The organism is Janibacter melonis, assembly GCF_020567375.1.
In the GTDB taxonomy this organism is placed as follows: domain Bacteria; phylum Actinomycetota; class Actinomycetes; order Actinomycetales; family Dermatophilaceae; genus Marihabitans; species Marihabitans melonis.
Genome location: NZ_JAJBZM010000002.1, coordinates 270,096 through 295,938, shown reverse-complemented (window position 1 = coordinate 295,938; position 25,843 = coordinate 270,096). Strand labels below are relative to the sequence as shown.

The 25,843-nt window shown below is 74.5% G+C and carries 19 protein-coding genes; 7 read left to right on the top strand and 12 right to left on the bottom strand.

The window, feature by feature from the left end; genetic code table 11:
- Nucleotides 1–52: 52 nt before the first annotated feature.
- From LIV55_RS07505 to LIV55_RS07495, 3 genes are read right to left on the bottom strand one after another with little or no spacing between them, the layout of a single operon-like run.
- Nucleotides 53–850, bottom strand: a complete 798-nt coding sequence (locus LIV55_RS07505; protein ID WP_229299799.1) for a WecB/TagA/CpsF family glycosyltransferase — start codon at nucleotides 848–850, stop codon at nucleotides 53–55.
- Nucleotides 847–1,926 (bottom strand): hypothetical protein, encoded by a 1,080-nt coding sequence (locus LIV55_RS07500; protein WP_191563616.1) that lies wholly within the window; start codon nucleotides 1,924–1,926, stop codon nucleotides 847–849. The genes LIV55_RS07505 and LIV55_RS07500 overlap by 4 nt, the downstream gene beginning before the upstream one ends.
- Nucleotides 1,927–1,974: 48 nt before the next feature.
- Nucleotides 1,975–2,646 (bottom strand): hypothetical protein, encoded by a 672-nt coding sequence (locus tag LIV55_RS07495; protein ID WP_229299798.1) that lies wholly within the window; start codon nucleotides 2,644–2,646, stop codon nucleotides 1,975–1,977.
- A gap of 158 nt (nucleotides 2,647–2,804) precedes the next feature.
- Between LIV55_RS07495 and LIV55_RS07490 the strand changes: the two genes are divergently transcribed.
- Together LIV55_RS07490 and LIV55_RS07485 are read left to right on the top strand one after the other, a co-directional pair.
- Nucleotides 2,805–3,620, top strand: coding sequence for a YveK family protein (locus LIV55_RS07490; RefSeq protein WP_229299797.1), 816 nt, complete (start codon nucleotides 2,805–2,807; stop codon nucleotides 3,618–3,620).
- Complete coding sequence (locus LIV55_RS07485; protein WP_229299796.1) at nucleotides 3,617–4,987, top strand: O-antigen ligase family protein; 1,371 nt, start codon at nucleotides 3,617–3,619, stop codon at nucleotides 4,985–4,987. The genes LIV55_RS07490 and LIV55_RS07485 overlap by 4 nt, the downstream gene beginning before the upstream one ends.
- 25 nt (nucleotides 4,988–5,012) lie before the next feature.
- Here the strand turns inward: LIV55_RS07485 and LIV55_RS07480 are convergent, their stop codons facing one another.
- From LIV55_RS07480 to LIV55_RS07465, 4 genes are read right to left on the bottom strand one after another with little or no spacing between them, the layout of a single operon-like run.
- A complete protein-coding gene (locus LIV55_RS07480; protein ID WP_229299795.1) occupies nucleotides 5,013–5,405 on the bottom strand; it encodes an NUDIX domain-containing protein in 393 nt (130 codons plus the stop codon).
- Between the two features lie 17 nt (nucleotides 5,406–5,422).
- On the bottom strand, nucleotides 5,423–6,364 hold the full coding sequence (locus LIV55_RS07475) for a right-handed parallel beta-helix repeat-containing protein (RefSeq protein WP_229299794.1): 942 nt from the start codon (nucleotides 6,362–6,364) through the stop codon (nucleotides 5,423–5,425).
- A complete protein-coding gene (locus tag LIV55_RS07470) occupies nucleotides 6,361–8,748 on the bottom strand; it encodes a glycosyltransferase (RefSeq protein ID WP_229299793.1) in 2,388 nt (795 codons plus the stop codon). The genes LIV55_RS07475 and LIV55_RS07470 overlap by 4 nt, the downstream gene beginning before the upstream one ends.
- A gap of 55 nt (nucleotides 8,749–8,803) precedes the next feature.
- Complete coding sequence (locus tag LIV55_RS07465; RefSeq protein ID WP_229299792.1) at nucleotides 8,804–9,712, bottom strand: glycosyltransferase family 2 protein; 909 nt, start codon at nucleotides 9,710–9,712, stop codon at nucleotides 8,804–8,806.
- Between the two features lie 52 nt (nucleotides 9,713–9,764).
- Between LIV55_RS07465 and LIV55_RS17160 the strand changes: the two genes are divergently transcribed.
- Both LIV55_RS17160 and LIV55_RS07455 read left to right on the top strand, forming a co-directional pair.
- Entirely contained in the window at nucleotides 9,765–10,967 is a 1,203-nt protein-coding gene (locus LIV55_RS17160) for a glycosyltransferase family 4 protein (RefSeq protein ID WP_229299791.1), read from the top strand.
- Complete coding sequence (locus tag LIV55_RS07455; RefSeq protein ID WP_229299790.1) at nucleotides 10,964–11,815, top strand: glycosyltransferase family 2 protein; 852 nt, start codon at nucleotides 10,964–10,966, stop codon at nucleotides 11,813–11,815. Before LIV55_RS17160 ends, LIV55_RS07455 begins: the two co-directional genes overlap by 4 nt.
- Before the next feature lie 153 nt (nucleotides 11,816–11,968).
- Here the strand turns inward: LIV55_RS07455 and LIV55_RS07450 are convergent, their stop codons facing one another.
- Both LIV55_RS07450 and LIV55_RS07445 read right to left on the bottom strand, forming a co-directional pair.
- A complete protein-coding gene (locus LIV55_RS07450) occupies nucleotides 11,969–12,535 on the bottom strand; it encodes an acyltransferase (RefSeq protein WP_191565060.1) in 567 nt (188 codons plus the stop codon).
- A gap of 4 nt (nucleotides 12,536–12,539) precedes the next feature.
- Nucleotides 12,540–17,339, bottom strand: coding sequence for a DUF4082 domain-containing protein (locus LIV55_RS07445; RefSeq protein WP_229299789.1), 4,800 nt, complete (start codon nucleotides 17,337–17,339; stop codon nucleotides 12,540–12,542).
- Between the two features lie 222 nt (nucleotides 17,340–17,561).
- On the opposite strand from LIV55_RS07445, the gene LIV55_RS07440 reads away from it, so the two are divergent.
- Nucleotides 17,562–19,013, top strand: coding sequence for a protein adenylyltransferase SelO (locus LIV55_RS07440; RefSeq protein ID WP_229299788.1), 1,452 nt, complete (start codon nucleotides 17,562–17,564; stop codon nucleotides 19,011–19,013).
- Nucleotides 19,014–19,217: 204 nt separating this feature from the next.
- Nucleotides 19,218–22,154, top strand: a complete 2,937-nt coding sequence (locus tag LIV55_RS07435) for an AfsR/SARP family transcriptional regulator (protein WP_229299787.1) — start codon at nucleotides 19,218–19,220, stop codon at nucleotides 22,152–22,154.
- Between the two features lie 156 nt (nucleotides 22,155–22,310).
- Here the strand turns inward: LIV55_RS07435 and LIV55_RS17155 are convergent, their stop codons facing one another.
- The 3 genes from LIV55_RS17155 to LIV55_RS07420 form a co-directional block, all read right to left on the bottom strand.
- Nucleotides 22,311–23,141 carry a CHAP domain-containing protein gene (locus LIV55_RS17155; RefSeq protein WP_229299786.1) on the bottom strand — a complete coding sequence of 277 codons (831 nt, stop codon included), beginning with the start codon at nucleotides 23,139–23,141 and terminating at the stop codon, nucleotides 22,311–22,313.
- A complete protein-coding gene (locus LIV55_RS07425; protein ID WP_229299785.1) occupies nucleotides 23,138–24,004 on the bottom strand; it encodes a peptidoglycan DD-metalloendopeptidase family protein in 867 nt (288 codons plus the stop codon). The genes LIV55_RS17155 and LIV55_RS07425 overlap by 4 nt, the downstream gene beginning before the upstream one ends.
- A 67-nt stretch (nucleotides 24,005–24,071) precedes the next feature.
- Nucleotides 24,072–24,899 carry a peptidoglycan-binding protein gene (locus LIV55_RS07420; RefSeq protein WP_191564850.1) on the bottom strand — a complete coding sequence of 276 codons (828 nt, stop codon included), beginning with the start codon at nucleotides 24,897–24,899 and terminating at the stop codon, nucleotides 24,072–24,074.
- Nucleotides 24,900–25,013: 114 nt separating this feature from the next.
- Between LIV55_RS07420 and LIV55_RS17150 the strand changes: the two genes are divergently transcribed.
- Nucleotides 25,014–25,841, top strand: a complete 828-nt coding sequence (locus LIV55_RS17150; protein ID WP_308012884.1) for a GNAT family N-acetyltransferase — start codon at nucleotides 25,014–25,016, stop codon at nucleotides 25,839–25,841.
- Nucleotides 25,842–25,843: the final 2 nt, after the last annotated feature.

Below are 25,843 nucleotides of genomic sequence, written 5' to 3'. Positions count from 1 at the left end.
TTCGCCGGTTCGAAGAAGGAGCGTCACCTCGAGGTGACGCTCCTTCTTCGACTCAGGCGACCCGACGCGGGTCTCGGTACGGCGCGCTCGGCCGGACCCGCTCGCGCAGGAGGAGGAGCACGAAGAGGGTGTTGGTTACGAGGTAGCGGCGCCACATGCGGCGCGGCTCTTGCAGCAGCCGGTAGGCCCACTCGAGTCCCGCGCGCTGCATCCAGCCCGGGGCCCGTCGGGTGCGGCCGGACACGACGTCGAAGGAGCCGCCGACGCCGTGCAGGACGGGCACGGCGAGCACGTCGCGGTGGGCGTCGACGAAGGTCTCCTTGCGCGGCGAGGGCATGGCGACGAAGAGCAGGTCGGCATGCGCGCGCCCGATCTCCCGGGCGACCTCGTCGTCCTGCTCCGGCGCGAAGTACCCGTCGTGGGATCCGGCGAGGACCGCCCCCGGGTAGCGCGTCGCGAGCACCTGCTCGACCCCGGCGAGGACCTCCGCCGTCGCGCCCAGCAGGTAGACCCGCAGCCTGCGCTCGGAGGCGACCTCGAGCAGGCTCGTGAAGAGGTCGATGCCGGCCACCCGTTCGGGCAGCGGGCGGCCCAGGGCCCGGCTCGCCCACACGACGGCCTGGCCGTCGGCGACGAGGAGGTCGCAGCCGAGGAGCGACTCGCGCAGCCGCGCGTCGCGACGCATGCTCACGACCTTGGCCGCGTTGAGCACCCCGATCTCGAGCACCTCGCGGCGCTCGACGGCGGCGACGCACCGGGCAACCACCTGCTCGGAGGTCAGGGCCGCGACGGGGAGGCCGAAGAGGTCGACCTCGTGGTCCGAGACCGGGCCCGCGAAGGGGCCGGTCACGACCGGCCCCACGCGTAGAGCAGCCACCCCAGCTCGTAGGGGCGGCACTCGTGGTCGACCGCGCCCGGGGGCAGCAGGGCGTCGAGGCCGGGCACCTGGGTGCCGGGGCGAAGGGAGGTCACGGCCGCCCCGATGGCACGCGCGGCCTTCGGCGGCTCGGTCCGGCCGACCTTGCGCCAGATCATGCTGTGGCGCGGGCTCACGAGGTCCTCGAGCGACTCCGGGTGGTGCTCGAGCCAGGCCACCCCGGCCTCGGCCTCCGCGCTGCGGTCCGGTCCCCCGGCCTCGCGCAGGTCGCGCAGCGTCATCGGGCCCATCGCGTGCTGGTGGACGCTGTAGACGGGGAAGCGCTCGACGACCTCGGCGCCCCGCGAGTCGTAGTGCCACCACCACTGGCCGGCGCTGCCCTGGAGCCGGCACAGGACGTCGACGGTCCGGGTGGCCCGGCTCAGCGCGTCGGCGTCGTCGCGGGCGCGCGAGAGACGGGCGAGGGCGATCGCCGGGTAGACCTGGTCGGCGAAGGAGCCGACGTGCGCGCGCAGCGTCCCCGACGCGGGGAGCAGGTGCGGGTAGAGGCCGCCGGGCCCCTGCGCGGGCAGCAGCCGGGCCAGGGCGGCGTCGCGGACCTCGTGCAGCCCCGCCGACCCCTGGGGCACGCTCGTCGTGGCGGTGAGCGCCCACGAGGTGGCGACGGTCGCCACCGACGGCGCGCCCAGCTGGGTGAGCATGCGGCTGGTGAGGACGGGATCCTCCTCGCCGCAGATCTCGCCGAGGCACCAGGCCGCGAGCGCGATCTCGCCGAGCTCGGCCGACCCCTTCGCCCGCTCGACGACGGTGCGCACGTACGCCGTGACGCCGCCCTCGCCGACGACCGACCGGGCCGCCTCGTCCCCGGCGCGCGACAGGCCGAGCGCGACCATGCCGTCGTAGCGCAGGTTCTCGCCCTCGGGCCGCAGCCGGACGCCGTCGGGCGTGCGCACCAGGCGCATCGTCTGCGGCACCCGACCGGTGCGCGCGTCGTACATCGTGCGCAGGCCCCTCAGTGCCAGGTCCTGCAGGTCCTCGTGGCCCGTCATGGGCGTCCTTCCCCCGGTGTTCGTCAGCGGACCCACCATGGCGGTCGGTCAGACCCGACCCCCTGGCGCCGCGGTGATCATGATGGCACCGGGGTACGTGGCGTCGTCCCGGTTTCGCGCAGATCGGCGCAGGCGCTCGACGCAGACGCACGCGAGGAGCGTGAGGGTCCCCCCGACGAAGAGGACGCCGAGCGCGGCGACCTTCGGCCGCCCGGCCGCGGCCTGCACGGTGTAGTCGAGGGTCGAGTCGCTGAAGCCGACCCGGGGAGAGCTCGGGACGAGCAGGTCGCGCTGCAGCGTCGTCAGCTCGCCGCGCAGGCGCCGGATGAGCCCGTCCATCTGCTCGTGCACCGATGTCTCGTCCGGGCCGGCGGCCTCGAGGACGACGATCGGCTCGGTGAAGTTGTGGGCCCACTGGCCGCCGCGGTCGGGCAGGAAGACGACCGTGCCGTGGGTGATCCCCCGGTCGATGATCGTGATGTCCGGCGAGTTCGTCGGGACGGCGTCGACCTCGGCGTTCATCCGTCGCTCGAGCAGCCCCGCCAGGGGGATCGCGCTCTCGCCCGGCTGGAGCAGCCAGTTGCGCAGGGCGCCGTCGGCGACGAGGACCGCGCGCACCCGAGCCCAGTACACGGGCTGCTCCTGGGTCACCGCGTGCGCGGCCCAGCCGGCGACGAGCAGGCCGACGAGCAGCACGACGAGCTGCCGCCGTGCTGCCACCGCCACGTCCCACGCACCCATCCCGCGTCCCCCTTCGTCACGGTCCACCCGCTGCGATCGCTGCGAAACCCCCACGGCGACAGCGGATCTGTTCCTAATATGGCACGGACGAGGTGTGGGCGAAGGGGAGTCGGGCCACACCGGAGAGAGGTGGGGACGTGCAGCTGCGCGAGGTGATGTCGGCCGGGCGCCGACGGTGGTGGGTCGTGCTCATCGGTGCGCTGTGCGCCGTGGGCGCGGCCTTCGGGGCGTACTCGACGACGCCCCCGACCTACGAGGCCACGGCGACCGTGCTCCTCCTGCCGCCACGGGCGACGGTCGAGGAGGGCGACAACCCGCTCCTCCAGCTCGGCGGTCTCAACGAGGCGGTGGACGTCCTCGTCCTCGAGCTCTCCAGCCAGGACGTGCGCAAGCGGGTCGAGGGGCTGCAGCCGGATGCCTCCTACGAGGTCGTCAACGAGCCGAGCACGAGCAGCCCGGTGCTGCTCGTCACCGCGCGCGACGTCACGAGCGAGGGAGCCATCGCGGTCCGCGACGAGCTGCTCGCGGCGACACCGACGAGCCTCTCAGGCCTGCAGTCGAAGATCACGAGCGGCTCGGACCAGCAGATCACGAGCCGCGTCGTCAGCTCCGACAAGGTCGCCGAGGCGGTGGGCCGTGACCGGCTGCGCTCGGCGCTCGTCGCGCTCGTCGGGATGGGCGTGCTCACCGTCATCGCCCTCGCGCTCGTCGACAGCGGGCTGCGCCGTCGTGCCGAGCGACGCCGTGGCGCGGGTGGTCATGGCACCGGAGGCCGCCGGGGCCGGGGCCAGCAGGTCCCGCCCGCGCCGTCCGAGCTGCCCCCGCCGGTCGAGGGCCACGCACCTCCCGGCCACGACGGCCGGCGCTCCCCGCCGGTGCCCGGCGGCCAGACGCTCACGGCGCAGGACGAGGACCTCCTGCGCGACCCCCACGGGAGGGTCCCGCAGCCGTGACGAGGCCGCGGTACGGGGGCACGGGGCTGGAGGTCGTCGGCGACGGCATCACCGTGCTCACCATCGGCGTCGTCGCTACCCTGGCGATCCCCTCGCAGTTCGTCGTCCCCGGTCTCGGGGGCGTCGGCACGCCGGCGACGGTGCTCTGGCTCGGGTGCGGCCTGTGGTGGGTCTGGGACCGGGTGCACCGCGAGCGCAGCGAGCCCTCGACCCCGCTCGTCGCGGCGGTCGTCGTCTTCCTCAGCGTCGTCCTGCTGTCCTTCTGCCTCGCGATGGCGCGACCGGCGGCGGCGACCGAGATCGGCGTGGCGACGATGACGCTCATGCTCTACGCGGCGTGGAGCGGCGGGCTGCTGCTCACGCACGACGCGGTGTGGGACCCGGGCCGTCTCGTCACGCTCGTGCGGCGCGTGTCCGTGACCGGCGGCGCCATCGCCGTCCTCGGCATCGTCCAGTTCGTCACCGGTCGGTCCTGGGTCGACGAGCTGCGCATCCCCGGCCTGGTGACGATCCGGGCCATCTCCGAGGGCTACGTGCGCGACGGCTTCACCCGACCGGCGGCCACAGCCATCCACCCCATCGAGTTCGGGGCCGTGCTCGGCATGCTCATGCCGCTCGCCCTGACGAGCGCGATGGCCGCACGCGACCCCGACGACGACAGCAGCGCGCTGCGCCGCTGGTGGCCCGCCCTGGCGATCGCGACCGCGATCGGGGTGTCGAGCACGCGCTCGGCTCTCATCGGCCTGCTCGTCGCCCTCGTCATCCTCTTCCCCACGTGGCAGCGCGCGCAGCGGCTGTGGATCGGCCTGTCCCTCCTGCTCGGCAGCGCCGTCGTCTTCGTCACGGTCCCCGGCATGGTCGGCACGACGCTCGGCCTCTTCACCGGTCTCGACGGGGACACGAGCGTGCGGTCCCGGGTCGACGGCTACGCCGTCGCCGGGGACTACCTCTCGCGAGACACCTTCCTCGGCCGCGGCCCCGGCACCTTCTTGCCCCAGTTCCGCATCTTCGACAACCAGTACCTGCTCTCATCGGTCGAGATCGGGGTCGTCGGCCTGGGCTCGCTGCTGCTCATGGCCGTGACGGCCATCGGCTGCGCGCTCGTCGCCTACCACCGCACGACCGACCCGCGGGTCCGTCCGCTCGTCGCCGGCATCGGCGCCGGGGTGACCGTCGGCACGATCCTGCTCGCCTTCTTCGACGGCTTCAGCTTCCCGATGATGCCGGCCGTGTGGTTCATCCTCATGGGGCTGGCCGGCGCGTCGCTGCGGGTCAGCCGGATCCAGCGGGCGGTGCCCGGTCCTGCTCGTCACCTCCACGCACCGCGGCGCCCGAAGGGGGCTCGTCGCCTCCTGCCGACCCTGTAGGGCGACGGGGCTCTCCCTTCGCCCGTCAGCCCTTCGCGTCGAGGACGGCCAGCAGATCGGGCAGCGCGGCCGGGTCTGCGAGGACCAGACCGAGCAGCTCCTCACGGGCGAAGAAGCGCAGCTCGTCGTGCTCGTCCGGGGCGGCGTTGCGCGGCTCGCCCGACCACGAGGTGACGACGAAGGCGTGCATCTCCACGGCGGGGTCCGAGAAGGTCAGCTGCACCGGACGCGGGTCGTCGACGACCACGGCGAGCTCTTCGAGGCACTCGCGACGCACGGCGTCCACCGGGCTCTCACCCGGCTCCACGTGGCCCCCGACGAGGTCCCAGCAGTCCGGGTAGTACCGACGGGCCGGGTGGCGGTGCCCGAGCAGGACCGTCCCGTCACGCACGAGCGCGGCGGCCGCGACGTGGTGCACCTCGTCCGCACCGCGGCTCAGACCGGCTCACCCGTGTCGTCCCAGAAGTTCCCCGACATCTCGTTGCCCGGCAGGTCGACGTCGAAGCTCGCGGTGAGGCCGAGCGAGCCGCCGGTCGGGTAGTAGAGCCGCGAGATCCGGTTGTCGACGAAGCGGATCTTCGAGGTCGGGCCGAAGCGGCCGTTGCCGCCGTAGAAGATGTAGCCGCCGCCGGCGAGCAGGTTGTCCTGCACGAGGTTGTCGGACTGCTGGCTGAAGTCCTGGTAGAAGGCGACCGCGGCGGTCTGCGCGTACTCGTTGAGGATCGTGCTGCGTCGCACGGTCATGCCGCCACCGCCGTTCGAGGCCACCCCGACGACGTGGCTGAGCCCCGGGATCATCGCGAGGTCGTGGATGTAGGTGTCCTCGACGAGACCGCCGCCGCTGGAGATGCCCGCGCTGCACCCGGAGATGTCGACGCGGCGCACGGTCGGCTCGGCGTCGCCGATGTTGAGCACGCAGGCGATGTCCTGCTCCGAGCCCTCGGGCGTGCGCAGCACGCTGTCCTCGATGACGAGACGCTCGGCGCCCGGGCGCACGACGACGACCCAGTCCGACGCCCCGGCACCACGGCCGCCGGTGACCCGCACGTCGCGGATCGTCACGTCGGCGGCGCTGACGCTGATCTCGCCGGTGATGTCGAGGCCCTCGACCACCTGGCCGTCCTCGTCGGCCATCACCGAGCCGGACTTCTTCAGGGTCACCCCGTCGCTCACCCCGGTCGTCGTCTCGTCGGGATACCCGCAGCGGCTGGGCTCGTCGACGCAGTCATGGGTCGACGGGCCGGCGACGGTCGGCGTCGCGGTCGGTGGCGCCGTGGCCGGCGAGGTCGAGGGGCCGAGGCCCCCGCGGACGGACAGGGCGAGGGCGGCGGCGACGGCCACCCCTCCCAGGGCGAAGGTCGTGCGTCGACGTCTCATGACGTCCCCTTGTCTGCGCGGTCGAGCTCGACGAGCAGCGCCCGGGCCCTGCTGGCCCAGTCGTGGCCCGTGACACTGCGGCGGATCTCGTCCGGTCCGGTCCCCGCGTGCGCGAGCTCGGCCGCGCGCAGGGCCAGGCCCGGCGCGTCGTGCGCCGGTAGGACGAAGGGGGACCCCGCGGGGTCGGTGGCGACGGCGGTCGTCGCGACGGGCAGGCCCGCCGCGAGGTAGTCGAGGGTCTTCAGCGGCGAGCAGCTGCGGTTGAAGGCCGTGTCGGCGTACGGGCTGAGCCCGACGTCGGCGGCGGCGAGGTAGCCCGGGAGGTCCTCGCTCGGGACGCGACCGGTCCAGTGCACGCCGGGCGAGGCGACGAGCCGGTCGAAGCGGGCCCGGGCCTGCTTCGTGGCGAAGTAGGCCGGTCCGACGACGAGCAGACCCATGCCCTGGTCGCGGACCTCCTCGAGGCACCCGAGGTCGATGCGCTCGTTGAGCTGGCCGACAACGGCGGCGACCGGCTGGGGCAGGTCGAGGTCGACAGCCGCCACGTCGCGGCCCTGCGCATCGGCGAAGCCGTTGGGCAGCACGACCGGGGTCTTGCCCTCACGGCGCAGGAGGCCGGCGAGATGGCTCGAGACGGCGAGGACGGTGCCCGCGCCGCGCAGGTTGGACTCGCGCCAGCGGTGGAGGAGGCGGGGCGAGACGCCCCAGAGCGGCGCAGCCGCGACGACGTCGTCGGTGGCGTAGTGGACGCTCGGCAGATCGGGGTGGCGCCGCAGGACCGGTTCGCTGCACGACGCGAGGACGACCTGCGGGGCGGTGCCGAGCCCGGCCAGGGCGGCGCGCACGCCGCGGGCTGACCACAGCAGGGCGAGCTCGCGCATCACGGGGCGGGTGACCCCGGGCAGCACCGGGGTGCTGATCCGGGTCAGACCGGGCAGCGGCCGGGTCACCCGGTGGCGCAGGCTGCCCGGCCGCCAGGGGCGGCCGGTCGGCTTCGGCGGGTCGACCCAGATGACCTCGCGCTCGCGCAGGACCTCGTCGACGAGCCGGTGGTCGGTGCCGCGCACGCCCTCCCAGGACACCCCGGCGTACCAGAGGACGGGGTCGCGCGGGCGCGTCGGGGCGGGGCGGGGGTCGCGGGCCGTCGTGCCGCCGGCCGCGACCGGGACCGCGTTGAAGTCCTCGGCCGCACCGCGTCCGACGAGCCGGGCGGACTTGCGGGCGACCTTGTAGCGCACGAGCTGTGCGGCCGCGCGACCGGAGTCGGCCGCGTGACGGGCGGTCCCCGGCGCCGAGACGAGCGCCTCCTCGTAGATGCGCAGCTGCTGCTGCGCCGCCGCCTCGACCGAGCAGCGCTCGACGAGCCGGCGGCCGAGGGCGGCGCGGCGCTCGCGCAGCGCCGGGTCGCGCAGCAACGGCACGAGCGCCTCGCGCAGGGCGGCGACGCCGAGCTCGGGGTCGGCCCCCGTCCCGTACCAGCCCTGCCAGGAGAAGACGTCGGCCGTCTCCTCGCTGAGCGGCAGGAAGAATCCGGACTCGCCCTGGACGACGAGGGGCTTGGCGAAGGCGAGCGCCCGCAGCGCCGACCCGCCCATGCCGATGCACACGTCGGCTGCCGCGTAGGCCGGGCGCGGGTCGCGCAGCTCGCCCGCGAGCACGACGACGCGGCGCTCGGCCCGGCGGTTGGCGGCCTCGGCCCCCTCGGCGACGCGGTCGCGGGCCGGGCCGTCGCCGACGACGAGCAGGTCGAAGGCGTCGTCGGTCGCGGCGAGGTCGGCGGCGAGGGCCATCGCGTGGAGCAGCCCCTCGAGCTTGAGCTGGTCGGCGAGGCGGCTGACGACGACGACGAGAGGGCGGTCTCCGGTCACGCCGTGCCGGGCACGCAGCGCGGCGACCGCCTCGTCCCCCGGGTGCACGTTGTGCGCGAGGTCGACGGGCGGCTCGATGACGTGCACGCGGTCACGACCGCGGGCGCGCTCGGTCGCCGCGATCTGCTCGGTGCCGACGACGAGGTGCACGTCGTGCGGGACGAAGGGGGCGACCGCCATCGACATCACCGTCGAGACGACCGGGGGCCGCCCGCGCAGCCCGCCGGCGGCGACGAGCTCGAGGGTCGGGGGCCACTCGTACCCGTGGAGGAGGTCCAGCCCGCGCTCGTCGACCAGCCGGCGCACGCTCGCCGCGACCCGCGCGGACGGACGACGGCCCGGGTCGGGCGTCTCGAGGAACTCCAGGCCGAGCTCCTCGATCCGCTCGACGAGGGCGCCGGTGCGCCCGACGACGAGCGGCTCGACACCGGCCGGGCGCATCGCGGCCGCGATCTCGATGGCGTTGAGCTGGCTCCCGCCGATGGCGAGGTCGTGCGGGTAGACGAGTACGCGCATCGCGCCCCCTTCGTGACGGTGCGTCGTCCGACCCCCCGGACGCGCACCCCCGAGGCTACTGCGGGAGCACGCTCCCCCGGGAGGACTTGGCCGATCTGCGGGAGGGCACGACGAGGGCGAGCGCCGCGCGACGGTTGCGCCGGTTCCCCTTCGCCGCCCACCACAGCTCCTGCGCGGTCGACGCGCCGAGGTAGGCCCACCCGTACGCGGTGCCGCGTCGGCGGCGCACGAGGCGGACCCGGTTGAGGACCTGCATCTCGTGCAGCGCGTCGCTCACGCCGGAACCGCCGCCCTCGTGAATGACCTCCGCCGCCGGATCGAACCACACCTGCCAGCCGAGGTCGCGGGCGCGCATGCAGTAGTCGGTCTCCTCGGAGTACAGGAAGTACGACTCGTCCCACGGCCCGATGTCCTGCGCGCACTCCCACGAGACGGCGAGGCAGGCGCCGAGGGCCCAGTCGACCGCGTGGGCGTGGCTGTAGGCCTGCGGGTCCCGGACGTACTCGCTGAGCGCGGGACGGCCGGTCGAGCCCAGCCCGCACGAGCGCAGCAGGCTCGGGTCCCGGCGCAGCGACCACGACGTCGAGCCGTCCGCGTCGCGCACGAGGGGTGCGGTGATCCCGACCCGGGCGCCGTCCGGGCCCTCGCCGAGACGCTCGACGAGGCGGCGCAGGCTGCCCGGCGCGAGGCGCAGGTCGGGGTTGAGCGCGACGTAGGCGTCGACGCGCTCGAGCGCGGCGATCCCGCGGTTGAGGCCGGCCGCGTAGCCCTCGTTCGTCGAGGGCACGACGGTGACGCCGGTGAGGGTCGCGAGGACCTCGAGCGAGTCGTCCTGCGAGCCGTTGTCGACGACGACGACCTCGGCCTCGAGCCCGGCGAGCGCGGCGGGCACGCCGTCGAGGAGCGCACGGGTGAGGTGCGCGCTGTTGTAGTTGACGACGACGAGGCCGACCCGGGCTGGCACGGCTTCACCGTAGCGGCCACGCGGCACCGCCCGTGCGTGGTTTGCTGACGCTGTGCCTCGAGTGCTCCTCATCGCCCCGACGTGCGACGGCCAGGACGTCGGCGAGTCCTGGGTGTCCGCCCAGTGGGCCCGACACCTCGCGCAGCGGTGCGACACGACGCTCGTGACCTACCACAAGCGCACCGCGACCCCGGCGGCCGAGCAGCTCGACGGGCTGCGGGTCGTCGAGTGGATCGAGCCCCCGCTGCTCGGCCGGGCCGAGCGGCTCAACAGCATCGCCAAGCCGGGCTACGTCTCCTTCTACCGGCGCGCGCGGCGCTGGGTCGCCGACGCCCTCGCCGCGGGCGAGCACTTCGACCTCGCCTTCCAGCCCACCCCGGTCGCGATGCGCTACCCGAGCCCCGTCGTCGGGCTCGGGGTCCCGACGATCGTCGGCCCGGTGGGCGGTGGCCTGGCCGACCCGCCCGGATTCAGCGCCGACGGCACGAGCGAGCCCTGGTACTACCGGCTGCGCGAGCTCGACGGGATGCGGCTGCGGCGAGACCGGCTGCTGCGACGCACCTTCGAGGAGGCCGACTGCGTGCTCGGCATCGCCGACTACGTCGCCGAGGCGCTGTCCGGGCTGACGCTCAAGCGCTTCGAGACGATGCCGGAGACCGCGGTCGCGCAGATCCCCGAGCCCGTCGAGCGGGTCGCCGGGCCGCGGGTGCGCGCCCTCTTCGCCGGTCGTCTCGTGCGCTCGAAGGGGGTGCACGAGCTCGTCGACGCGCTCGCCGCCACGACGGCGCCGGTCGACCTCGAGATCGCGGGGGTCGGTCCGGAGGAGGAGTCGCTGCGGCGTCAGGTCGCCGCCCTCGGTCTCGAGGACCGCGTGACCTTCCACGGCTGGGTCGAGCGACCGGCGATGGCCGAGCTCTACCGGCGGGCCGACATCTTCGCCTTCCCGAGCTATCGCGAGCCGGGTGGCAACGCCCCGCTCGAGGCGATGTCCTGGGGGCTGCCGCTCGTCGTCGCCGCCCGTGGCGGACCCGGCGCCTTCACGACCGACGAGTGCGCGATCCGGCTCCCGGTGATCTCGCCCGAGCGCTTCCGCACCGACATCACGGCCGCGCTCGACCGGCTCGGCGGCGACGCCGCCCTGCGCCGGGCCATGGGCGAGGCCGGGCGACGTCACGTCGCCGCGACCGCCACCTGGCCGGCGAAGGTCGACCGCCTCCTCGCCCTGGGCGCCGAGCTCGCCGCGGACCGACGATGACCGTGCCGGCCGCGGTCGCCAGCCTGCTCGTGCCGGCGCACGACGAGGAGCGGGTGCTGCCGCGCCTGCTCGCCTCGGTGGCCCGCGCGGCCCGCACGACCGCGGTCGAGGTCGTCGTCGCGGCCAACGGGTGCAGCGACTCCACGGCCGAGGGCGCCCGGCGCAGCGGCCTGGCCCACCACGTCCTCGAGCTGGCCACCCCCTCGAAGCACGGCGCGGTCCTCGCCGCCGACGACATCGCCTCGCACCACCCGCGGATCATCTGCGACGCCGACCTCGAGCTCGGCGAGGGCATGATCGACGCCCTCGTCGCCCCGATCCTCGCCGGCGAGGTGCTCGCGACGGCACCCCGGCGGGTCCTCGAGACCACTGGGTGCTCGGGGCTCGTCCGGGCCTACTACCGCGTCTGGGAGGCGTTGCCGAGCGTGCGCAGCGGGCTCTTCGGGCGCGGGGTCATCGCGCTCGGCCCCGAGGGCATGCGCCGCTTCCGGGCGATGGAGGCGATGCTCTCCGACGACCTCGCGCTGTCCGAGGCCTTCGCCGAGCACGAGCGGCTCGTCGTCGCCGCTGAGGTCGTCGTCCGCGTCCCCCGCACCGTCGCCGACCTGCTGCGCCGTCGCGCCCGGGTCGTCGAGGGCAACACCGAGGCCGACGAGCGCGGTCTGCGCACCGAGGCCGCACGCACCACCCCGGCCGACCTCGTGACGATCGCCCGCGGCGACCTGCGCCGCCTGCCCGACGTCGCCGTCTTCGTCGCCGTCACCCTCGCCGCCCGCCTCCTCGTGCGCCGCCGCGCCCGCAAGGGCCACGACCACTGGCTGCGCGACGAGAGCAGCCGCCAGGGCTGACCCCCTCTCCCCCTTCGCGAACCCCACGAGCCCCACGATTCTCGGGTCACCCGAGAAACCCCGGCTCAGCATGAGTAAGAAACTCGTGCTCACCAGGGGTTTATCGGGTGACCCGATAAACCAGTGACGGGTGAGGTTCGGGGCGAAGGGGGGTCAGGGCAGCTCGCGCAGGCCGACCCCGGCCTCCTCGTAGGAGCGGCCGCAGGGGCAGGTGAGGTCGGCGGGGAGGCGCTCGCCGCAGCGGCAGACCCAGCCGATCTGGCGGGCGGGGCTGCCGACGACGAAGGCGTGGGGCGCGACGTCGGCGGTGACGACCGCGCCGGCGCCGACGAAGGCGTCGTGGCCGATGACGGTGCCGCACACGACGACGACCCCTGCGCCCAGGGTCGCGCCCTGCTCGACCGTCGTCGGCAGGAGCGCGTCACCGGAGCGCTTGACGTGGGCGCGGGGGCGCATGTCGTTGGTGAAGACGACCCCCGGGCCGAGGAAGACGTCGTCGCCGACGCTCACCCCCTCGAAGAGGAGCACCGAGTTCTTCACCGTGACGCGGTCGCCGATGACGACCCCGCCCTCGACGAAGGCTCCGCCGCAGATGTTGCAGTCCCGCCCGACCACCGCGCCCTCGAGCACCTGGGCGAAGCCCCACACCCGGGTGCCGTCACCGACGCGGTCGGACAGGCAGCGCCCGTCCGGGTGGACGAAGACCCCGTCGCTGCTCACCGGCTCACGCTCCCACGACGAAGACGACGTCGACCCAGTAGTTGGCGCCGTTGTAGCTGCCCGTCGGCATCGCCGTGCTCGACGTGCCGTAGCGGTAGAGGCCGTTGCCGCCGCTCACGCCGTTGCCGAGCGCCTCGATCGCCCCGCTCGTGCGCGTGCCGGCGTTGAAGTACCCGCCGTCGACGCTGTACCGGCCGCTCGGGGCGAAGTACGACACGACGTAGATCGTCCCAGGGGTGAGCGTCACGGGCGTGCTGAGCTTGACCCGCTGCCACCCGCGGGCGCTCTCCGCGCTCGAGGTCGCCGTCGCCAGCCGTGTGCCGTCGGGGCCCCACAGGTTGACGACGTGCGGACCGGCGTTGCCCGACCCGCCCTTGTAGAAGCGCAGCGCGGTGACCGAGCCGGCGGCGGTGACGCGGAACTTCATGCCGAGCTCGACGCTGCCGGTGTCGCCGGAGTCGAGCTTGGCCGGGACGACGGAGTCGGGCCAGACGGTCTGCTCGCCGGCCGTCGCCGTCGTGAAGGACCACGTCGACGGGGCCGTCATCACGTTGCCGTCCGCGTCCTTCGCCCCGCTCACCGTCGCCGTGTACCGCGTCGCCGAGGCGAGCGGCGAGCTCGGGGTGAGGGTCGCTGTGCGCTCCGTCGCGTCGTACGCCACGCTCGCCGGCACGGCCGCGCCGCCCGGGTCGCGCAGCCCGAAGACGATGCTGCTCGACACCACCGGCTCGGAGAAGGTCGCCGTGACGGTCGCGGCTACGGGGATCGCCTCGTCGCCCGGCGCCGGGGTGCGCCCGGAGACCTCCGGCGCGGTCGCGTCGACGAAGACGACGTCGACGCCGTAGCTCGTCGCGTTCCACGTCTGCGTCGGGTAGGTCGCGGCACCCGAGGCGAAGACGCCGTTCGGGCGACCGGTCGCCGAGGCGGGCGCGGTGAGCGGGCCGCGCGTGCGCGCCGTCTTCAGCGCGCCGCTGCTCGCCGCGTACCGGCCCTGGGGGGCCTGGTAGGACGCGACGTACTCCGTGCCGCCGGTGACGGGCACCGGGGTGGCGAAGTCCGCCTCCTGCCAGCCGGTCGCGCTCTCGTCGGCGAAGACGGCCGTCGCGAGCAGGGTGCCGTCGGTGCGCCACAGGTGCCCGACGTGCGTGCCGCCGTTGCCCGGCCCCTTGTAGAAGCGGATCGAGGTGATCGTGCCGTCGCCGTCGGGGCGGAAGCGCACCCCGACCTCGATGGCGCCGGTGTCGGAGACGGACGGGGTCGTCGGCACGTCGGCGCTCGTCCACAGCGTCGCCGGGGTGCGCCCGACCTCGCTGTCGACGACGAAGCTCCACTGCTGCGCCTCGCCGAGGTTGCCCGCCCGGTCGGCGCCGCGCACGCTCGCCGTCACCGTCGCCCCGCGGGGCAGGGTCGACGACGGCGCGAAGCGCGTGGTGCGGGTCGCCGCGTCATAGCTCGTCGTCCCGGCGATCGCGCCGGCGGCGGTCCGCACGCTCCACTGCACCGTGCTCTCGACGACCGCCTCGTCGAAGGTCGCCGCGAGGCCCGACCCCGGGGTGACCGCGTGGACCCCCTTCGCCGGCTCGACGGAGACGACCTTCGGCGCCGTCGTGTCGTCCGGCAGGTCGAGGACGACGTCGACCCAGTACGAGGTCTGGTTCCACGTCGAGGTCGGCACGGCCCCGCCGCCGTAGCGGTACACGCCGTTGCCGGCGACGGGGGCGGTGAGCGGTCCGCGGGTGCGCGCGGTCGTGAAGTACCCGCCGCTCGCCGCGTAGACGCCCTGCGGCGCGAAGACCGAGGCCACGAGGGTCGTGCCGGCGCGCACTGCCACCGGCGCGGTGAGCCTGGCCTGCTGCCACCCGCTCGGCAGGCTCGGGTCGAAGCTCGTCGAGCCGAGCAGCTGGCCGTCGAGGGTCCACAGGTGACCGACGTGCGTGCCCTCGCTGCCGGGCGCCTTGTAGAAGCGGATCGAGGAGATCGTGCCGTCCACGGAGGTCGTGATCTTCGTGCCGACCTCGACCGCGCTGCGCTCGGTGACGAAGCGGTCGGGCGTCGCCGAGGAGTCCCACAGCGTCGCCGGCGAGTCGTCGTCGGCCGCCACGGTCTGGAAGCGCCAGCTCACCGGCGCGGTGATCGACGCGCCGGAGCGGTCCTTCGCCTCGTCGACGCGCGCGGTGTACCAGGTGCGGCGGCGCAGCGGCTGGCTCGGCGCGAGGCTCGCGGTGCGGGTCGTCGCGTCGTAGGACATCGTCCCCGTGAGCACCTGCCCGTCCGCGTCGCGCAGGCTGATCTTCACCGACGAGCCGGTCATCGCCTCGCTGAAGCGCGCTTGCACCGGCTGCCCGAGGCCGACGGCCTGCACCTGGTCCGAGGGCGTCGTCGAGATGACGGTCGGGGCGGTCGCGTCGTCGTCGCTGAAGGAGATGTCGACCCAGTAGTTCGACGCGCCGTACGTCTGGTTGGGCATGCCCTGGCCGTCGCGGAAGACGCCGTTCGCCCCGTCCTCTCCCGTGCCGAGCGCCCGCAGCGGCGGGAGGGCGAAGGGGGAGGAGAAGTACCCGGTGTCACCGGCGGGGTGGCCGTTGGGCATGAAGACCGAGACGACGTAGGTCTGGTCGGCCTCGATGGCGACCGGGGTGATGGGGGCGGTCTGCCAGCCCGAGGCGGTCTCGCCGGTGAAGGTCACCTCGGCGAGCTGGCGCCCGTCGACGGTCCACAGGTGGCCGACGTGGGTGCCGGTGTTGCCCGCGCCCTTGTAGAAGCGGATGCCGCGCACGAAGCCCGGCTCGCTCGCGCGGAACTTCACCCCGACCTCGAGCGGTGTCGTCTCGTTCGTCGCCGGTGTCGCGGGCACGGTGCCCTCGGGCCAGATCGAGCACGGGTAGGCGCGGGCGACGCCCTGGACGGTCACGGTGGCCGGCTGGCCGATGTTGCAGCTGTCGTCGACCGCTCGGACCTTGATCGCGTGGGAGCCCAGCGCCATCGGGGTGACGACGGCGCTCCAGCTCGCCCGCCCGGTGGCCGGGCGCCACGTCGTGCCGCCGTCCGTCGAGTACTCGACGGCCGCGACGACGCCGCCGCCGGAGTCGACGGCCGTGCCGGTGACCGTCACGGGCGAGCCGACGGGGGCGTGGGTACCCGACGCAGGCGCGGTGATCGTCACCGTCGGCGGTACCGAGTCGGTGGACTCGACGGCGCGGACGAGACCGGTCATGAGGGTGACCGGCTGCGCGCCCATGTCGGCGAGCACGTTGACCGTCGCCTGCTGCATCGCCTTGTTCGTCGCGGTGCCGGTGTGCGCGACGTGGTACTCGTCGAGGCCGTAGGCCCACTGGACGGTGCCCGTGCCCCACACGAGCGCCTTCGACGGCGCCCGGTACAACGTCATCGTGTGCACGACGACGCCCTCGGTGTACGTCTTGCCGTGGTCGCGCAGGATCTGCGGGGCGCTCGCCGAGGTCTCCGAGAGGTGGATGATGCCGCCGGGGCGGAAGCCGTTGTCCGCGTCGACGTCGAACTCGTAGCCCAGGCTGTCCTGGGCCAGGGTCGCGCTCTGGCCGGCCTGGAGGGCGGCGACGTCGGTGCCGCGCCAGAAGCGCAGCGGCGCGTAGTCCCGGGGGACGCGCAGCGCGAGGTTGGGCGCCTCGCCGCCGGGCAGGATGCCGACGAAGAGCTGTCCGGTGAGCTCGTTCTCGGGGAAGTTGCCGTTCGGCTTCGTCGTGAAGCGCGGGTCGCGCCACGTGCCCGTCCACTCCGAGCTCGGGTCGGTCTTCGCCCCGTCGAGCGTCTCCTTGTAGCAGACGATCGTGCGGTCGGGGGTGCTCGCGCCGTCGATCGACGGGGCGGTGCGCACCCGCCAGAAGTACTCGTTGCCGGTCATGAAGATCAGGTGCGTGCCGGCGTCGCGGGCCGCGGTGACGTTGGTGCGCTGGGCCCCGGTGACGTACTCGTCGTGACCGGAGGAGACGAAGATCTTGCGTCCCTGCAGGACCGAGGCGTCGCGGTGCACGTCGATGCCGCCGCAGTAGGCGACGTCGTAGCCGTTGCGCTCGAGGAAGCGCACGAGCGGGTACTCGGCGTTGAAGAAGTCGTTGTCGACGCCGTCGCCCTCGCCGAAGGGGCGGTTGTAGCTGACCTTGAAGGATCGGCCGACGGGCTGGCCGAAGTACAGGCTGTTGCCGCCGTAGCGGTTGTACGCGTGCATCGTCATCTCGGAGGTCTGCACGAGGACGTCGGAGGGGCCCTGGCGGCGGACGACGAAGATCGTGTGGCTGCTCGAGGCGTCGCCGTCGCGGCGCTGCATCTTCGCGTAGTAGACCCCCGAGACCGCGCCGGTGGGCACCGTCCAGCTCGCCGAGACCGCCCAGTTGCCGCAGTCGACGAGCCCGCTCGACGCCTCCGTCCTCGGCTCGGGCTGGCTCTGGGGCAGGGTCGCCGTCGGGCTGACGTCCTGCAGCCAGCGCGCGCCGCGCCCGCCGTACCAGCCGAGCCGGTAGATCCGCACGACGTAGTCGCGGGAGTCGGTCTTGATCTTGAAGTCGACCCGCTGCCCGGGCAGCACGCTGTACTCGGTGGTGAAGCCGACGATCGAGGTGCTGTCGTCGGACTCCCACTGCTCCGGCAGCGCGCCGGTCTGCGCGTTCTCCTGCGAGATCGTCGGGCTCGTCGCCGCCGCGGCCACGTCGGGCACGAGCGCGGCGCCGACGCCGGCGGCCCCGGAGAAGGCGAAGAAGCGCCGACGGCTGAAGCCGCTGCGTCCCGCGGTGTCGGTGTCGCTTGGCGGCCGAACGTCGTCCTCGTGCATGTCATCTCCCCGATGCCGGCGCACCGCAGACCCATGGGTCCCCGACACGCTCGCCCCCGCCGACGGATCCCCCGGCCGGCTTGTACATCGTAGGGACCGGGCCCGCAACCGGGAGGCGAATCCGCAGAAGTGGTGCGCGATCTCGAGGCGGGCCCCGAGGCGTCGGCGTCACCCCCGACCGGGCGGTGCCCCGCCCCGGGCCCGCGTGCGACGCTGGAGGACATGCAGTGGGACAACACCTTCGTCCGCGACCTCGGCTGGCTCGGCGCCCGGGTCGACCCGGTCCCCGTCGCCGACCCGCGCCTGCTCGCCCTCGACGAGGACCTCGCTCGCGAGCTCGGCGCCGACCCGGAGCAGCTGCGCTCCGTCGAGGGCGTCGAGGTGCTCGCCGGCAACCGTGTGGCGACGGGGTCGCAGCCAATCGCCCAGGCGTACGCGGGCCACCAGTTCGGGCAGCTGAGCCCGCTCCTCGGCGACGGCCGGGCGCACCTGCTCGGCGAGGTCGTCGACGTCTCCGGTCAGCGGCGCGACGTGGCCCTCAAGGGTTCAGGACGCACCCCCTTCTCCCGCGGCGGCGACGGCCGTGCCGCCCTCGGCCCGGTGCTGCGCGAGTACCTCGTGAGCGGCTTCATGCACGCCGTCGGCGTGCCGACGACGCGCTCCCTCGCGGCCGTCGCGACCGGCGAGCAGGTCCGCCGCGAGCGCCCCCTGCCGGGCGCGGTGCTCACCCGGGTCGCCGCCTCGCACCTGCGCATCGGGACCGTCGTCCTGCTCGCCACCCAGGGCAGCCGCGAGCAGCTCGGCGCGCTCGTCGAGCACGTCCGGTCCCGGCACCACCCGCACGTCGCCGAGGGCGACGTCCTCGACCTCTTCGCCTCGGTGCTCGAGCGCCAGGCCGATCTCGTCGCGGCGTGGATGTCGCTCGGCTTCGTCCACGGCGTGATGAACACCGACAACATGACCCTCTCCGGCGAGACCATCGACTACGGGCCGTGCGCCTTCCTCGACACCTACGCCCCCGAGCAGTGGTTCAGCAGCATCGACCACACCGGTCGGTACCGGTACTCGCAGCAGCCGACGATGGCGGCGTGGGGCCTCGCGCGGCTCGCCGAGGCGCTCGTGCCGCTCGCGCAGGAGAGCCCGGACGACGCGGTCACCCGGGCCCAGTCCCTGCTCGACGGCTTCGACGCGCGCTACCGGGCGAGCCGGCTGGACCGCGCCCGCGCGGCGCTGGGCCTCCCGGGCTCCACAGAGGACCGCGACGGCGAGCTCGTCGCCGAGCTGCAGGGCATCGCCCGTGACGAGGAGCTCGACCACACCGGCCTGCACCGCGACCTCGCCCGGCTCCTGCGCGGTGAGCCGGCCCGCCACCTCGACGAGGTGGAGGACCGCGAGCGCTGGGCCGCCTGGGAGCGCACCTGGCGCGAGCGGGTCGCGAGCTCCGGCCGGACGCACGAGGCGGCCGAGGCGATGGACCGGGTCAACCCCGTCTACATCCCGCGCAACCACCTCGTCGAGGAGGCCCTCGCCGCGGCCGAAGGGGGAGACCTCGCCCCCTTCGCCGCCCTCGATGCGGCGCTGCGCGACCCCTTCGTCGAGCGGCCGGGCCGCGAGCGCCTCGCCGAGCCCGCCCCCCGCTTCACCCGCCACTACGTCACCTACTGCGGCACCTGACCCTCCCCCGAACAAGGTGCTGCAGGCAGCACCTCGACGCGCCAGCAGCACCTCGTGCTGCGGCACGCGCGACGAGGTGCTGCCGGGTCGGCGGGCCGCCCGGTTGCGAAGCGCTGGTCATCTCTTGACCGGGGCGAGGTAGACCCGCGCGGTGGTGGGGCTGGGATCCTGGGCCTTCGGTGCCACGCGCAGGGGAGTGCATGCATGCCGGACGACGACCCACGACCTCATCTCGGCGTGCTCGGGCCGCTGCAGGTCCACGACGGGAGCAGCTGGCGCGCCATCGGCTCGCCGAAGCGGCGGGCCGTCCTCGCCGCCCTCGTCGCCCGCGCACCCCACCCGGTGAGCGTCGAGACCCTCATCCGCGAGGTGTGGGGCGACGCCCCTCCCGCCTCGGCGCGCACCCAGGTCCACGGCTACGTCCTGCACCTGCGCCGTGCCCTGCCGGCCGGCGCCGCCGACGCGCTGACGACGACGACCGCGGGCTACGGCCTCGACGTCGCGTCCCTGCGCACCGACGCCGACCGGGCCGAGCGAGGCCTCGTCGTCGCCCGGGCGGCCCTCGCCGCGGGTGACCCGGTGGGCGCGGCCCAGGTGGTCGACCGGGCACGCGGGCTGTGGCGTGGCGACCCCTTCGAGGACGTCGTGGCCACCCCGGTCGTCCGGGCCCGGGTCGAGCACCTCGCCGAGCTGCGAAGGGAGGTCGAGGAGACCGGCTTCGCGGCGCTGCTCGCCCAGGGCCGGCACGCCGAGGCGGTCGGCCCGTTGACCCGTCATCTCGCGGCCCACCCCGTGCGCGAGCACGTGTGCGCGCAGCTCATGACCGCCCTGCACCGCACCGGGCGGCAGGCCGAGGCCCTCCAGGTCTACCGCCGGCTGCGCCGGGTGCTCGTCCAGGAGCTCGGGGTCGAGCCGTGCGCCGAGGTGCAGGCGCTCCACCACGAGATCCTGCGGGGCGCGACCCGGGCCGCCCGGCCCTCGCCCGGGCGGGCCGGGGCTGCCCCTGCCCCGTCCGCCGCTGCTCCGGCGGCCCCTCCCCCGGACGTCCCCGCTCCCCCGACCTCACGCCCGCGGCCCCGGGTCCCGTGCGCACCGGAGGCGCTCGTCGGGCGCGAGGAGGAGCTCGCCGAGGTCGTGAGCCGGCTGCGGCCCCGCGGCGTGTGCGCACCCGCCCCGGTGGTCGTCGTCCACGGCGGCCCGGGGACCGGACGCACCGCCCTGGCCCTGCGCGCCGCCTCTGCCGTGGCCGATCGCCACCCCGACGGTCAGGCCTACCTGCTCGGCGGCGACGCCGACGGCAGCCCCCGGCCCCCGGCCGAGCTCGTCGCCGAGCTGCTCGCCCAGCTCGCGATCCCCGACCTGCCCGGGTCGGCCCCGGCACGAGCGGCCCTGCTGCGCGCCCATCTCCACGAGCGGCGGGTCCTCGTCGTCCTCGACGACGCGGTGGACGGCGACCAGGTCCGGGCCGTCGCACCCACCGGTGGCGCGAGCGCGCTCCTCGTCACCGCCCGGCACCACCTGTCCGACGCGCCGGCCACCGCGCGGGTCGCGCTGTCGGCACTGCGCCGCGCTGACGCCGTCGAGCTGCTCGACCGGGTCGTCGGCGACGGGCGCGTCGGCGCCGAGCCCGGAGCGGCGGCCGACCTCGTCGAGCGCTGCGGCCGGCTGCCCCTGGCCGTGCGGGCGGTCGGCGGCCGGCTCGCGGCCCGTCCCGGGTGGTCGGTGCAGACCGCGCTCGACCGGCTCGTCGACGACGACCGGCTCGTCGAGGGGATGCGGCTGGGCTCGCTCGACCTCGGCGCATGCGTGGAGCGGGCCCTGAGACCCCTGACACCGGGCGCCCGCCGGCTGCACGCCCTGCTCGCCCTCGGCGGGCCGGCCGACCTGCCGGCCTGGGCGGCTGCCGCGCTCCTCGACGTCGCGCCGGCCGTGGCGGACGGGCACCTCGACGAGCTCGTCGACGCCCACCTCCTCACCACGTCGTGCGCCGAGGGCCGGCCGCGCTTCCGCCTCGACGACGTGCTGCTCCCCGACGCGGCGCAGCGGTGCGACCGTCTGGGCGCCACGGTCGTCGACCCGGCTCTCGACCGGCTCCTCGGGACCTGGCTCGAGCTCTCCCGCCAGGCGACGCAGGCGCTGCCGCCGAACCCCTTCGCCCCGCCGCGAGGCGAGGACCTCGTCGAGGTCAGCGCGCCCGCCGAGGCCATGGAGCAGGTCGCCGCGGGTGCGCTCGGCTGGTTCGACGCCGAGCGGGCCGGGCTCCTCGCCGCCGTGCGCACCGCGGCCCGGCACGAGCGCCGGAGCACGTGCTGGCAGCTGGCCGTCGCGCTCGTGCCCTATCTCGACACCCGGGCCCACCTCGTCGACTGGGCGCAGTGCCACGACGTCGCCGACGGCGTCACCGACGAGCCGCTCGGCCGGGCCGCTCTGCTGCGCTCGCGGGCCCAGCTGCACCTCTACCACTCGCGGATGCCCGAGGCGGCGCGCTGCGCGGACGAGGCGCTCGAGCTCTTCGAGTCCGTCGGGCACGAGCGGGGGGTCGCGATGGCCCTCGGCGCCCGGGCCGTGTGCCACCGCCTCACCGGACGACCCGATCTCGCGCTGCCCCTCCTGCGGCGCGCGGTGCGCATCGTCACCCCGACCGCGCCGGCTGCCGCTGCGCACCTGCGGTGGGGCATCGCCCGGGCGCTCGCCGACCTCGGCGAGCTCGACGCCGCCGTCGCCGAGCTCGAGCGCGCGCGACGCCTGGCCCGCGAGGTCGACGACAGCCACCGCGAGGCGGTCGTACTGCGCGAGCTGGCCGTCGTGCACGGCCGGCAGGGGCGCCCGGCGCGAGCGCTTGCGGTGCTGGGCGAGGCCGAGCAGGTCTTCGAGGCGCTCGGCGACGAGCGCTGCCTCGCGCACGTGAGCCGGGTCCGGGGCCAGATCCTCGCCGAGCGCGCCGACCGCGACAGCGGGGACCTCGAGCACGCGGCCTTCGCGCTCGGGCGGGCGGCGAGCATCTTCGACCGCGGGTCGACCCGGCCCGACGCCGCCGAGTGCCTGCGCGGGCTGGCCCGGGTCGAGCTGGCCCGCGGGTCGGTCGCCGCGGCCCGGGCCCTGCAGGCGCGGGCCGACGAGCTGGACGCGCGGAGCGCCTGACCGCACGGCGTGCGCCGCGCGGCTCCCCCGTCGCACCCTTCGCCTCTCTCCCCCGTCGCCCCCTTCGCCTCTCTCATCCCGTCGCCTCTCCCCCTTCGCCCCCACGCACGACGACGGGCGCCCCGGCGGTGCCGGGACGCCCGTGGCCGTGAGCCGTCAGCGGAAGCGGATGAAGGAGCTGAACTGGCTGTTCGCCGTCCCCACCGAGGTCGTGCGGTGGCTGTAGCGCGAGCCGCCGCCGTAGTTGTACTCGTCGACCTCGAAGGTGCCGTTCGCGTTGACCTTCGTGACGAAGGCGACGTGACCGAAGGTGCCGCCCTCGCGCACGGCGACGTCTCCGGCCTTGGGCCGCGAGTAGACCGGCACCCCGACCGCACGGGCGGTGTTGTCCCAGTTCTTCGCGTTGCCCCAGCGGCTGGCGCCCTTGTACTGGTTGGTGAAGTTCACGCCCATCCGGGAGTTGAGCGCCCACGCGGCGAAGCTCGTGCACTCGCCCTTGTAGAAGTTCCACCGGTCGATGCCGCTGGACTGACCCTTGTACGGGTAGTCGTCGCCGGCCTTGACCCCGCCCGTGCTGCCGATGCGGTGCGAGGCGTTGTTATTCTTCAGGGTCGCGTTGAGGTTGGCCTTGCCGCCCGCGGCGATCTTCTGCGTCGCACCGCCGTAGCTGGAGTTGTAGTAGACCGTCACCGTCTTGCTCGTGCGGTTCCACACGCTCGCGGCGTTGTTCTTCACGCACACGCCCTTGCCCGCCCCGGCGCCCTTGAAGTCGTAGCAGCCCGGCTGGCTCGTGCCGTAGTCACCGACCGAGGTCGTGAAGTCCGACACCGACCCGGCCTGGCCCGAGTTGTAGTAGTAGCAGAACTCCCCGCTCTGGCAGGTGCCGTCACGCCCCGCCGCCTGCGCCGTCGGGGCGGAGAGCGCCGGTGCGACGAGGAGCCCGAGCGCGGCGGCGCTCACCCCGGCCCGACGGGTCACGGCGCTCACGGGCACGAGCTCTTCCGCGCGAGGTTCTTGCTCCCGTAGTACACCGGGTTGCCGTCCTTGAAGGTCGCCTTCTTCACGACGCCGTTCTGCTTCTGCTCGTAGTGCAGGTGAGGTCCGGTGGAGCCACCGGTGCTCCCGACGCGCCCGATCATCGTCTTCGCCGAGACGCTCTGGCCGACCTTCACGTTGAAGGACTGCAGGTGGGCGTAGAGCGTCTGCCAGCCACCGGAGTGGGTGATGACGACGTACTTGCCGTACGAGCTGCCGCCGAGGTCGCGCACCGTCGAGACGGTGCCCGGGGCGGAGGAGTAGACCTTCCAGCCCAGGTCGTCGGGGTAGTGGTTGAAGTCGACCGACAGCTGGGGGCTGTGGTTGGTCCGGGTGCCGGCCGCCCACGTCTCGCCGCAGGGGAAGGGCAGCAGGAAGCTGCCGGTGCCCGCCGGCGGGGAGCCGATGCGGTGCGAGGCGTTGTTGTTCTTCAGCGTCGCGTTGAGGTTGGCCTTGCCGCCCGCCGCGATCTTCTGCGTCGCACCGCCGTAGCTGGAGTTGTAGTAGACCGTCACCGTCTTGCTCGTGCGGTTCCACACGCTCGCGGCGTTGTTCTTCACGCACACGCCCTTGCCCGCCCCGGCGCCCTTGAAGTCGTAGCAGCCCGGCTGGCTCGTGCCGTAGTCACCAATCGAGGTCGTGAAGTCCGACACCGACCCGGCCTGGCCCGAGTTGTAGTAGTAGCAGAACTCCCCGCTCTGGCAGGTGCCGTCACGCCCCGCCGCCTGCGCCGGCGCGAGGGCGAGCGCCATCGGGGCCACGAGGGCTCCCGTCGCGGCGAGGACCGAGAGGTGTCGGGTGTGTGGTCGTCTCATCGTGCTGCCTTCCCTGCGTCTTCGGTGGTCCGCCGCCGGGCCTGTCCCGGCGAGGAGGTGCGTGGTGTCACCGGGTGCGTCGGTACTGCTCCCAGGTGACCTTCGTGACGGCCGGGCCGTCGTCGGGGGCGTTGCTCGCCAGCCCGTTGCGGCCGAGGTAGTACCGGCCGACCTGGGTCTGGGCGGGCGTCGAGAGGTCGGTGTCGTTGATCGCGACTGCGTGGATGTGCAGCGGCCAGTCGCCCTGCGACGGGGTTCGCAACCAGGCGGCGAAGCCCACACGGCGCAGGCTGCGCACGTGCCGGGTGCGCTGGGTCGCGGTGAGCGCCTCGGCGTCGAGGTCGACGGCACCGCCGCCGTCGTGGGTGCCCGCCGACGTCGGGTCGGTGCCGGGCGAGTACGAGCCCTGCTCGACGCGCGGCTCGACCCCGGAGAGCCGGCTGGCCTCGACGAGCATCGCGACGGTGCGCGTGGCGAAGGGGTGCCCGTCGTACCTCGTGCGGGCGCCGGGCGAGATCTGCCGGGTCACCGTGAAGCGGCCGGACCCGAGGGCCACGAGCGAGGAGCGGCCGGGCAGTCCGTTGGCGCCGAGACCCGAGTGGCCCAGCGAGCGCTGCCACCGGGCGTACGCGGTGCGGGTCGCGGTGCCGAAGTGCCCGTCGACGTAGCTCGCGGCGAGCATCCCCTTCGCGGCGAGCGCCTGCTCGACGAGTCGCACGCTCGTCGCGGCGCCGGGCGTCAGCCCCGTCCCGGTCTTCACCGGGTCGAGCTGCGCGGCGAGGACGAGCGCCTCCATGTCGACGGTGCCGGCGGCCGCGGCGGGCCCGACGGCGAGGGTGCCGAGGGCCCCGACGAGCGTCGTGCTCAGGACGGTGCGGCGTGCGATGTGCTCCATGGGTGGTCCTCCCCGGGGTCCGGCGGTGCTCGTGGGGACGACGCTGCCCGGTCGGGCTATCACCGGGCTGAAGCCTGGCTACACCCGCGTGCAGCCGTGCGACACACTGGCGCCGTGCCCCTCCCCCTCCCCTCGCGCGTCGGCGCGCTCGTCGTGCGTGACCGCCGCCCCGACGAGGACGGATGGGTCGCCCCCTTCGCCGCCCGGTACGACCTCGTGGCCGAGCGTGCCGGCGAGGTCGTCGGGTCGCTCGCGCTTGCCCTCGACGAGGCCCGCGCGACCGGCGAGCTGGCCTGGGCCTTCGCGGACGGGGTCGACGAGACCGAGGTGACCGGCGCCGTCGCGGACGTGCTCTCCCTCGCCCTGGACCACCACGGGCTGCACCGTGTCGTCGCGCGGACCGACCCGCGCGACGAGCGGGCGGCCCACGTCGCCGAGGCGGTCGGCCTGAGGCGCGAAGGGGTGGCCCGTCACGACCGGTGGGTCGGCGGGCGGTGGCACGACAGCGTCGTCCACGCGGCGCTCGGCGCCGACGCGGCGCGGCGGGCCGGCGCGATCGTCGTCAGCGCGGTGACCCTGCGCGACGCGGACGGCCAGGTCCTCACCGTGCGCAAGCGCGGCACCTCGCTCTTCATGCAGCCGGGTGGCAAGCCCGAGCCGGACGAGAGCGCGCACGCGTGCGCGGTGCGCGAGGTCGAGGAGGAGCTCGGGCTGCGACTGGACCCGGACCTGCTGCGGCTCGTCGGCGTGCACCGGACCGCCGCCGCCAACGAGGCGGGTCAGGACCTGCTCGCGACGGTCTTCGAGCACCCGGCGCTCGAGGGGCAGAGCGCCCCGGTCGTGCACCCGGCGGCCGAGATCGAGCAGGTCAGGTGGCTCGACCCGCGAGAGCCCCTGCCCGACGACCTGGCACCGCTGCTGCTCCTGCTCCTCGGGCGCTGACC

Excerpts from the sequence above, each read along its gene's own strand:
- LIV55_RS07470 (WP_229299793.1), bottom strand. The coding sequence starts at position 8,748 with ATGCGCGTACTCGTCTACCCGCACGACCTCGCCATCGGCGGGAGCCAG.
- LIV55_RS07440 (WP_229299788.1), top strand. The coding sequence starts at position 17,562 with ATGCAGTGGGACAACACCTTCGTCCGCGACCTCGGCTGGCTCGGCGCC.
- LIV55_RS07500 (WP_191563616.1), bottom strand. The coding sequence starts at position 1,926 with ATGACGGGCCACGAGGACCTGCAGGACCTGGCACTGAGGGGCCTGCGC.
- LIV55_RS07420 (WP_191564850.1), bottom strand. The coding sequence starts at position 24,899 with ATGGAGCACATCGCACGCCGCACCGTCCTGAGCACGACGCTCGTCGGG.
- LIV55_RS07445 (WP_229299789.1), bottom strand. The coding sequence starts at position 17,339 with ATGCACGAGGACGACGTTCGGCCGCCAAGCGACACCGACACCGCGGGA.
- LIV55_RS07475 (WP_229299794.1), bottom strand. The coding sequence starts at position 6,364 with ATGAGACGTCGACGCACGACCTTCGCCCTGGGAGGGGTGGCCGTCGCC.
- LIV55_RS07425 (WP_229299785.1), bottom strand. The coding sequence starts at position 24,004 with ATGAGACGACCACACACCCGACACCTCTCGGTCCTCGCCGCGACGGGA.
- LIV55_RS07435 (WP_229299787.1), top strand. The coding sequence starts at position 19,218 with ATGCCGGACGACGACCCACGACCTCATCTCGGCGTGCTCGGGCCGCTG.
- LIV55_RS07455 (WP_229299790.1), top strand. The coding sequence starts at position 10,964 with ATGACCGTGCCGGCCGCGGTCGCCAGCCTGCTCGTGCCGGCGCACGAC.